The following is a 436-nucleotide window of genomic DNA, read 5'->3' as shown; positions in this document are numbered from 1 at the left end:
GTCCACGTCCCGGCCGTTCTCGGTGGCCTTTTCCTGGCGGTCGAGGGCGATCGCCATCGCATGGGGCACGGCCCCGGCGGCCCGGATGAGGGCGATGGATTCGCGCGCGGCCGTGCCGGCGGACATCACGTCGTCCACGATCAGCACACGGCCCTGCAGCGGCGCGCCCACCAGCGTGCCGCCCTCGCCGTGGTCCTTGGCCTCCTTGCGGTTGTAGGCGAAGGGCACGTTGCGGCCCTGGCGGGCCAGCTCCACCGCCACCGTGGCGGCGAGTGGGATGCCCTTGTAGGCGGGCCCGAAGACCATGTCGAATTCGATGCCGCTGGCGATCAGGGCTTTTGCATAGAATTCCGCGAGCCGGCCCATCTTGGCGCCGTCGTCGAAGAGCCCCGCGTTGAAGAAATACGGGCTCATGCGGCCCGCCTTGGTCTTGAAT

General features: G+C 69.0%; 1 protein-coding gene. It reads right to left on the bottom strand.

Annotated elements, in window-relative coordinates:
- Nucleotides 1-436 (bottom strand): orotate phosphoribosyltransferase (pyrE, locus tag AC066S_RS39495; protein WP_478272011.1); only part of this gene is annotated, 436 nt, incomplete at both ends.

The sequence above is a fragment of the Bradyrhizobium sp. CFUWI genome (genome assembly GCF_056429085.1).
This window is presented reverse-complemented; position numbering and strand designations above follow the sequence as displayed.